The sequence below is a fragment of the Neisseria flava genome, assembly GCF_982712965.1.
The window spans coordinates 1-9,868 of the sequence record NZ_CEXQBZ010000050.1 but is presented as its reverse complement, the minus strand read 5'-3'; the positions used below and the strand labels follow the sequence as shown (position 1 = coordinate 9,868).

Here is a 9,868-nt window from a genome sequence, read left to right as displayed (position 1 = left end):
GCGTATGTGCAGGTAGTGGAGTACGGCTTGGTATTTGAAGTGTAATGTATATTTGCTCATAAAAAAACTGCACCTTGCGAGTTGGAGGGGATGTGTCCAACTTTTGGGGTGCAGTTCAACCTTCAGATAGTGGGTTTCAGACGACCTTTTTGCGTCATCACATCCTGTTTCGGTATAATTCGCGTTCCAATATCCGGCTAAAAACCGTTCAGACTTGCCCGTGAATACATCATCGAAACCTTCCCTACCCTATCTTGCCTCGTGCGCCAGCCTGATTTTTCTGATCCTTCTTTCCTTGTCTTGGGAATTGTGGATTGCGCCTTTGCGCGACGGCGGTTCATGGCTTGCCCTCAAAGCCCTGCCTTTATGCCTGCCGCTGGGCGGCATACTCAAGGGCCGTATTTATACTTATCAATACAGCTCCATGCTGATTCTGATTTATTTTGCCGAAGCGGTCATGCGCCTGTTTGACGCTTCACCTGCCGAACGTCTGTGCGCCGCATTGTCGCTTAGCTCCTGCATAATTTTCTTTATCGCCTGCCTCGCATTTATCAAACAACACAAAAAAGAGGGGAAATGATGTTTGCCCGTACCGCATATCATATTAAGAATGAATGGAATGTCCGCCTGCTGCCTTTATGGATTTGTTTTATCTGGGTTTGCGCCGTCCCTTTCCTGTCGATTTACCGCGTAGGCCCGCTGCCGAGCTTCTACCTTGAAGCCGGGTCCCTCTTGGGTGCGACAATTTTAGTTTTGGCTTCGGCATATAAAGGCCTGCTCAATATCCGCCTGCCTTATGTATCTGTCGGACTGTTGCTGATGGCGGCATATTGGGCGATACAGCCACGGGCAATGGGTTTGCTGTATCCAGGAATGAGCGACTTGGCGGCATGGACTTTCGTCATCCTCGCCCTATCTGCCTGGGCCTGTCGCGGCTGGATTTCCGCTTACGGGCAGGATCGAGTTGTTACCGTATTCGCATGGTCGTTGTTTTTTGGTGCAGCTGCGCAGGCTGTCGTGGCGTTTATGCAGTTCAAAGGATGGTCGGACATTTCCCTGTTTCACGGCATATTGGCTTACGGCGGCGGAACGGTAAACGGTCAGCTCGGACAACGCAACCATCTGGGCCATTATCTGATGTGGGGCGTACTTGCCGCATCCTATTTGTGGGCAACGCGGAAAATGCCCGACTGGCTGGGATTGGTTTGCGTATTTCTGCTGACTGCCGTCTTGGGTTTGGTCAACTCGCGCACTATCTTGGGCTACATCATCGCCATCGTATTGATTCTGCCTTTTTGGTACTGGCGGGCAGGCCGCGAATCGGCACGCTTAATTAAAATCTTCTTTTTCGCAGCGGTATTGGCTGCGGTTTTTCAGTTCGGCATGGGGGCATTGCTTGATTTACTGGGCAACAGCCGTTACGAAACCGCCATAGAACGCGCCGGTCATAGTGATTTTGAAGGTTCTGCACGCCAAATCGAATGGCGGAATGCTTGGACCGCCTTTACCCGCTCCCCAATCTTCGGACACGGCTGGAACAGCTTCGGCAGCCTGAGTTTCCTGTTAAATGCGGAAAAACAGTACTTTGCCAATAACATTCTCGGCGTTTTGTTCACCCACTGCCACAACCTTATCCTGCAAATCCTTGCCGAAATGGGGCTGACAGGTGCATTATTGAGCGCGGGAACCATGCTGGCGGGCGTTTGGCGTTTGATTACCCGTCCGTCTAATCCTGCCAACCTGTTCCTACTGACCGCCGCAAGCGTAACCATGTGCCACAGCATGCTCGAATACCCGCTTTGGTACATCTACTTCCTGACTCCGTTCGCCCTCATGCTTTCGCTCTCAAGCGCGCGTTTTGAAGATGTATCCGACGGAATCAAACAAGCCCGCCGCCGCAATTTGGCAGGCGGTATCGCCGCATTGGCCATTATCGGCGGCACGCTGCACTTAGGCTGGAACTACACCGACCTGACCGCTTACAGCCGTCAACCCAAAACCGACGACCCGTCTCAAGTCAACGCCAAAATTTCCGGACTGCGCCGCATTTCCGAAACCAGTCCCATGCTGGCCTATTATGCCGACCTGAGCCTGACCCGCCGTGCCGATCCGGCCGATGAAAAAGTCCAACCTTGGGCGCAAAAAGCGGCATTCGACGCACTCACCTACCGCCCTTACAGCAATGCCTACCAGGTCGGCCTCTACCTCTACCGTCAAGGTAAAACCAAAGAAGGCGCGCAATGGATGCAAGACATGTATTATTACTATCCTTACACGATGCCGTTTTACACCGGCAAAATCCGCAGCAGAAAGGAATTCGAACCGCTTCTGCCCCAAATTTTGGAAGATTGCCGCAATTTCTTGAAATCTCCAAAACACAAAACCGCCAAACCTTGCGCGGCGGAAATAGCGGCATCGTAAACAACCAAGGTCGTCTGAAATATTTTCAGACGACCTTTTACTATCAATCCCAATAAACAGCCGGCCTACCATTTCCCACTGGCAAGAGAAACCATATTCGGACATAGCGATTGAAAGATGTTTTAAGGTCGTCTGAAACATTTTCAGACGACCTTAAACCCATCTCTCTCCGTTACTATTCCATCCCTAAAACAGATGCGGTAAAACAACCGTCATCAGCCGATAAGCCCATATCCTGTCGATCCAAATAAAAATACCTGTACCGATATTCACGCGCAGGTATTTTCTATTTCAATCCACTATATAATCCCGTTTATTATCCACCGCCCTACTCCCGCCATGTTCTACCTCTACCAATCCAACCGCCTTGAATCGCTAGCCGCCCTGTTTGCCGGAATCCAAAGGGTCAGGCCGCTTGAGTCTGCTTTGGCGGCGGAACAGATTGTGGTACAGAGTCAGGGGATGCGGCGTTATTTGAGCGTGTATCTGGCGCGCGAACTAGGGGTGGCGGCGAATTTGCAATTCAGCCTGCCGGCGGGTTTGACGTGGCAGTTGATGCAGAAGCTGATTCCCGATATTCCCGCGCTCAGTCCGTTTTCGCCGGAGGTGATGCGCTGGCGGCTTTTGGATTTGTTCCGCAGCGAGCGTTTTCAGACGGCCTCTGAGTTTGAAAACGTCCGTTCTGTCTTGCAAAGCTATTTGGGCAGCGGCGAGTCGGCGGATTATCAGTTGGCGGGGCAGTTGGCGGATATTTTCGACCAGTATCTGGTGTACCGGCCGCAGTGGATTGATGCCTGGCAGGAAGGTAAACTTCTGGGGCTGGGCGACGACGAGGTCTGGCAGGCGCAGCTTTGGCGCTATTTGGACGATGGCAACCAATCCGCGCCGCACCGTGTGGCGTTGTGGGAAAAGCTGCTGTCGTCTTTGGATAAGGCGCACCTGCCCGAGCGGTTTTTCGTGTTCGGCATTTCGACGATGGCGCCGATGTATTTGCAGCTTTTGCAGAAAATTTCGGAACATTGCGATGTGTTTGTGTTCGCGCTCAATCCGAGCGGCCAGTATTGGGGCAATGTGATTGAGGCGGCGCAGCTTTTGAAGGGCGGCGACGAGGCGGATTTGTCGCAGACGGGGCATCCGCTGTTGGCGTCGTTGGGCAAGCAGGGGCGTGATTTTTTTGATTTTCTGACGGAAATCGGCTTGGAGGAACAGCCCGTGTTTGAAGAGGTTTCAGACGACACGCTGCTGCACTGCCTGCAAAACGACATTCAAAACCTGCGGATGCCGTCTGAACACAGCCGCGCGGATTTGCTGGACGACGGCTCCGTCCGTATCGTGTCGGCACACAGCCCTCTGCGCGAATTGCAGATTTTGAAAGACAAGCTGTTGCGGATTCTGCACGAACATCCCGACTGGCAGCCGCACGATATTGCCGTTTTGACGCCGAACATCGAACCATACAGCCCGTTTATCGAAGCGGTGTTCGGGCAGGCGCAGGGCGGGGCGCAGGCTTTGCCGTATTCGGTGTCGGACGTGAAACTCAGCCGCCGCCAGCCGCTGCTTTACGCGCTGGAGCAGACGCTGGATTTGCTGGAAAGCCGGTTTGAAGTCGATAAAGTGCTGCCGCTGTTGGAAAGCGGTTTGGTGCTGCGCCGTTTCGGGCTGACGGCGGACGATTTGCCGCTGCTGCACGACACCATTGCCGAATTGAACGTGCATTGGGGGTTGGACGGAACGATGCGCGGCGCGGCGGACAATCTGTTCACCTGGCAGCAGGCGTTGGAACGCATCGTGTTGGGCTGGATGCTGCCTGACGACGGCAGCCCGCTCTGGCAAAACGTCAGCGCGTGGCACGGTGATGTCAACCGCCTCGATGTGTTCGGCCGCTTTGCCGCCTTCATCCGCACACTGTCACGCCTCGCCGCCGAGTGGCGCAAACCCGCAGCGGCGGAGGAATGGACGGAATGCTGCCGCGATTTGGTGCAGTCATTGTTTCTGCCCGACGCCGACGACCAATACGCCTTGCAGCAGTTTGAGCAGGCGTTGGCAAAATGGCAGGAAGAAACCGCGTTGGCAGGCTTTTGCGGTACTTTGCCGCAACACACGGTCATCCACCACATCCGCCGCTTTTTAGGCAGCGAAAGCCAAGCGGGCTTCCTGCGCGGCGGCATCACCTTTTGCAGCATGGTGCCGATGAGGAGCCTGCCGTTTAAAGTCATCTGCCTGTTGGGGCTGAACGACGGCGATTTCCCGCGCAATACCAAAGCCGCAGTATTCGACCTGATTGCCAAACACCCGCAAAAAGGCGACCGCGCCCGCCGCGACGACGACCGCTACCTCTTCCTCGAAGCCATCATCAGCGCGCGCGACATCCTTTATCTCTCCTACGTCGGCCGCAGCATCCGCAACGACGACGAACTCGCCCCCTCCGCCCTTGTCAGCGAATTCATCGACACCATCGCCGCCATGACCGGACGGCGCAGCAAAGAACTGGCGGAACACTGGGTCGAGCAACATCCGCTGCAACCGTTCTCCCACCGCTATTTCATAGCAGACAACATTTCAGACGACCTCTTCAGCACGCGGCAGGACTACGCCGAAGCCCTCAACCGTCCGCGCGAACAGGCGCGTCCGTTTTTCAGCGAAGCCCTCGAAGAAAACAGCCCCGCACCGACCGTTTGGCAGGACGACTTTATCCGCTTCTGGAAAAATCCCGTCAAAGCATGGCTGCAACAAACCTTGGGCTGGCGCGAACCCTACCGCGACGAAGCATGGGAATCCGCCGAACCCTTCGAGCCGCAACGCGCCGACAAAATCGCCGCCGCCTACCTTGACGCCCGCCGCCACAACCAAGACTTTCAAGAAACCGCCGTCCGCCTCGATGCCGAAAGCCTGTTACCCGCCGGTGAATTGGGTAAATTGTGGCAGCAGAATTTCCAAGCCGCCGCCAAACGCATAGACGGCGCATTGCTGCAAAGCCCGAAACTGCCGCCCTTCGCCTACGAAATCCCGTTCGACGGGCAAACCCTGCAAGGCAGCCTCGGCAACCTGTACCAATGCGGTCAAGTGTTCTACCTCGACCGCAAACCCAATGCCCCGCAGCGCATCGCCCTCCTGCTCGAACATTTAATCTTTTGCGCGGTAGGGTCGGCAGTAGGGTCGTCTGAAACCGAAACCCGCCAAACCCATATTGTTCAGCCTGAAGAAACAAGGCTTTATCCCGAAATCCCCAGCAGCCAAGCGCAACAAATGCTGCAAAAATGGCTGACGTTCTTCAATCTCGGACAAACGCGCCCGCTGCCTTTCTTCGCCAAAACCAGTCTCGCCGCCGCCGAAGCCTACGGCAAAAAACAGAGCTGGGAAGATGCCCTGAACAAAGCCAAGGAAAGCTATCACGGCAACAAAGTCAGCAAAGGGCAAAAAGACTATACCGAAGTCGCCCTAGTGTTCGGCAACGAAGACACCGAGCCGGTGGAAGGGGCGTTGTTCCAAAGATTGGTGGAAGAGCTGTTGATACCGCTGCTGGACGCGGTCAAGGAAGAATCGTCCGATGCGGCATAGAAGCCGCAAATCGGAAGAGGTCGTCTGAAAACGTGAATTCATCGTTTCAGACGACCTCTTCCCCGGTAAACCTGTTTTTAAAACCCTCACTTCCGCCGTCATTCACCAAACTGGAATCCATTGGAAATTCGAAAAGGAGATGTTTCAAAAACAGTTGCCGAAATATAGTGGATTAAATTTAAACCAGTACGGCGTTGCCTCGCCTTGCCATACTATCTGTACTGTCTGCGGCTTCGTCGCCTTGTCCTGATTTTTGTTAATCCACTATACAACCGAACCTTTGCAAAAATCCCTTTTCCCCAGCAACCGAAAACCCATATTTGGGTTTAGGCTGTCAGAGAAAGAAGAATTTTGCAAAGATCGGCCTTTGCTTCAACTGAATTCAAACCTTTCTATATTGACTTTATATTTTGCATTTCACGTTTTTTGCCGGTTTCATTTTAAACCGACGGCCCAATTCACATATTGCAATCAAATTTTCTTCTTTCGTCTGTTTAAATCCAATTAAATCTTCCCTCTTCCCTGCTAATAAAATTCAAATTCAGACCCGCTTTATCTTTTCAGCCATATTCATCATATGCGTTTGAGTTATCTCCTAAAACAAGAATCTGTTTTATTTTTCAATAAATAAAATTCATTATTAAAATATTTGTAAAGTTTAATAATATGTTATAAAGTAACGAACTTCGTTTCTGAGGTAACTATTATGAATCCGAATTTCAAATTAAACCTACTGACATTATCTTTACTGGCTATAACAAGTATCGCACACGCAGAAGACGAGGTTTCAACTCAAGAGCTTGATGAAATTCAAGTCAAAGGCAAATACATTGCCAAAGAGAAAAAAGTTTTTACCGAAGGCCAAGCCAAAAGTTCGCGTGAACGCGTTTATCAATCCAGCGAAAACATCGATGCCATCGTGCGGAGCATGCCCGGCGTCTTCACCCAACAAGACAAGGGATCGGGGGTATTGGCGGTCAATATTCGTGGCGATAGCGGTTTGGGACGCGTCAATACGATGGTTGACGGCGTAACCCAAACCTTCTATTCCACTTCTGCCGATGCCGGACGCAGCGGCAGCTCTTCGCAATTCGGTACGGCACTGGATCCCAATTTTATTGCCGGTGTGGATGTAACCAAAGGCAGTTTCACAGGTGCCAACGGCATCAATACCTTATCCGGTACAGCCAATTTCCGTACTTTACGGGTGGACGATGTGGTACACGGAAACCATACCTTTGGGCTTTTAACCAAAGGATTAACCGGCACAAACAGCACCAAAAGCAATTTTATGGCAACCGGAGCGGTACAAAAATGGTTTGACAGCGGTGCGCGCCTTGGCGCGTTATATGGTTACAGCCACCGTAATGTCGAGCAAAACTATAAAGTAGGCGGCGGCGGTCAGCGTATCGGCAATTTTGGCGAAGAATATTTAGACCGTAAAAAACAAGAATATTTTGAAAGCAACTTATTGAAATTCGACCAAGGGCAAAATCGTTGGGTTCGCGACTTTTCCAAACGCAATGCGGTCGGTAAAAGCTATTGGGACTACCCTTTCTCCAAAAAATATAACGATCCTGAGGTTTTGCAAAGAGATTATGTTGATGATTTGGAAAGAAGCTGGAAAGAGAATTTAGCACCGCAATGGGACCTGACTCCAATCGACCCGACCAGCCTGCAACAACGCTCAAACAGCCATTTGGTCAAAGTGGAATACGAAAACGACAACAACAAGTTGGATCTTCAGCTTCGTACCATGAACAACCGTATCGGCAGCCGCAAAGTAGAAAACCGCAACTATCAAGCCAATTACAACTTAAACATTGGCGATTATGTCGATTTAAACGTGTTGGCCGCCCATAATCTGGGAAAACAAAAATATCCGAAAAACTCACGTTTTTCAGGATGGGGGCTGCTGGATTATTTGGAAACCAAAAACACAGCCAATCTTTTGGATATCAACAACCGCTTCTCTTTCAACCTTCCCAACAAAACAGATTTAAAAGCCACCGTCGGTTTCAATTTCTTTAAAAACCAATACAGTAAAAACCGCTTTCCGGAAGAGCTGAGCCTGTTTTACGACGGTCCCGATCAAGATGCCGGCCTGTACAGCTTTTTAGGCCGCTTCAAAGGAGACAAAGGAATATTTCCCCAAAAATCAACCATATTACAACCTTCAGGCCAGCAAAAATTTAATACGTTCTATTTTGATACTTCCTTGAAAAAAGGCATTTATCAATTGAATTACAGCACCAATATGGTCAACTACCGCTACAAAGGCGAATATACCGACTACTTCAATACCCAAGAAGACTTTAAAAAAGCATTTGGAGAAGATTCTGAAATTTATAAACAGCATTGCACGCCAAGCTGCGACCTTTACGAACCGGTTTATACCAAATCCGGTAAAAAGCATGCGGTAAACCATTCAGTGGCATTAAACATCAATGTCAACGACTACTTTATGCCGTTTATCAGCTATTCGCGTACGCATAGAATGCCGAATATTCAAGAAATGTATTTTTCACAAATCGGAGACTCGGGCGTCAATACCGCCCTTAAGCCGGAACAGGCCAATACTTACCAAATAGGCTTCAATACTTTCAAAAAAGGGATTTTCAAGCCGGATGATGTATTGGGTTTCAAACTGGTCGCCTATCGCAGCAGGATAAACAACTATATTCACAATGTTTATGGCAAATGGTGGGATTTGGATAAAGCACCCAGCTGGGTAACCAGTACCGGCCTGCAATACTCTATCCAGCATCGAAACTATGCCAAACCTGTCCATAAAAATGGTTTGGAAGTGGAAATGAACTATGATTTCGGCCGCTTTTTTTCAACCCTGTCTTACGCATATCAAAAAACCAACCAGCCGACCAATTATAGCGATGCCAGCGAATCGCCCCGTAATTCTTCTAAAGAAGACCAAATCAAACAAGGTTACGGCTTAAGCAAAATTTCCCGCTTGCCCCGAGATTACGGGCGGTTTGAATTGGGTTCCCGCTGGTTGGGCAACAAATTGACCATCGGCGGCATTATGCGCTATTACGGCAAAAGTACACGGGCAACGACTGAGGAAGAATTTGTTGACGGTACAACCGGTGCCAACACCTACTCTTCACACCAAATGGGCAGAAGGGCGATCAAAAAAACAGAAAGCATCAACAGACAGCCGCTGATTTTTGATTTCTATGCCAATTACGAACCGAAGAAAAACCTTATCCTTCGTTTCGACATTCAAAATGCCTTCAATAAGCGCTATATCGATCCTTTGGATGCCGCAAACGATGCCGCAACTCAGCGCTATTTCAGCGTATTTGAAAGAAAAGGAGGTTTAGATGACGAAGAAGTCGAATGTGATGCCAACGGTTTATGCAATGGCAAATATGGCGGCACGACACGCTCCGTTCTGAATAACTATGCGCGTGGCAGGACTTTGCTGTTTACCATCAGTTATAAGTTCTAAACCTAACCGTCAGCATTCTTAATACTGTACTGACTAAAAAGCCGACAAACATAATGTTTGCCGGCTTTTTCAATATATTCTCAAAGTTTTCAATCTGAGACCTTTGCAAAAATGGTACGTTAACGAAATTTGACGCATAAAAATGCGCCAAAAAAATTTTCAATTGGCTAAACTGATATTGAGAAAAAAGTGGAAGAAATCAGGGAGGTTCTTCATTTTATAGTGGATTAAATTTAAACCAGTACGGCGTTACCTCGCCTTGCCTTAATATCTGTAATGTCTGCGGCTTCGTCGCCTTGTCCTGATTTAAATTTAATCCACTATAAAAATGGTATTGGGCATAAAATTTTAATAACTCATGTTATTGCAAAGGTATCCTCATATAAAAAGGTCGTCTGAAAAGATGTTTCAGACGAACTT

General features: G+C 49.7%; 4 protein-coding genes. All 4 read left to right on the top strand.

The genetic code is table 11. From position 1 onward, the window contains the following. The first annotated feature begins 220 nt into the window (after positions 1-220). The 4 genes from AC5M9B_RS03350 to AC5M9B_RS03335 all read left to right on the top strand — a co-directional run bounded on the left by AC5M9B_RS03350 (position 221) and on the right by AC5M9B_RS03335 (position 9,448). A complete protein-coding gene (locus AC5M9B_RS03350; RefSeq protein ID WP_070655751.1) occupies positions 221-580 on the top strand; it encodes a DUF2069 domain-containing protein in 360 nt (119 codons plus the stop codon). Then, positions 580-2,421: a PglL family O-oligosaccharyltransferase gene (locus AC5M9B_RS03345; protein ID WP_083310420.1), complete on the top strand. Its 1,842-nt coding sequence runs from the start codon at positions 580-582 to the stop codon at positions 2,419-2,421. Before AC5M9B_RS03350 ends, AC5M9B_RS03345 begins: the two co-directional genes overlap by 1 nt. A 339-nt stretch (positions 2,422-2,760) precedes the next feature. Further along, complete coding sequence (gene recC / locus AC5M9B_RS03340) at positions 2,761-5,979, top strand: exodeoxyribonuclease V subunit gamma (RefSeq protein ID WP_487648255.1); 3,219 nt, start codon at positions 2,761-2,763, stop codon at positions 5,977-5,979. Positions 5,980-6,685: 706 nt separating this feature from the next. After that, positions 6,686-9,448: a TonB-dependent receptor domain-containing protein gene (locus AC5M9B_RS03335; RefSeq protein ID WP_070655740.1), complete on the top strand. Its 2,763-nt coding sequence runs from the start codon at positions 6,686-6,688 to the stop codon at positions 9,446-9,448. The last annotated feature ends 420 nt before the right edge of the window (positions 9,449-9,868 follow it).

Excerpts from the sequence above, each read along its gene's own strand:
- AC5M9B_RS03335 (WP_070655740.1), top strand. The coding sequence starts at position 6,686 with ATGAATCCGAATTTCAAATTAAACCTACTGACATTATCTTTACTGGCT.
- recC (WP_487648255.1), top strand. The coding sequence starts at position 2,761 with ATGTTCTACCTCTACCAATCCAACCGCCTTGAATCGCTAGCCGCCCTG.
- AC5M9B_RS03345 (WP_083310420.1), top strand. The coding sequence starts at position 580 with ATGTTTGCCCGTACCGCATATCATATTAAGAATGAATGGAATGTCCGC.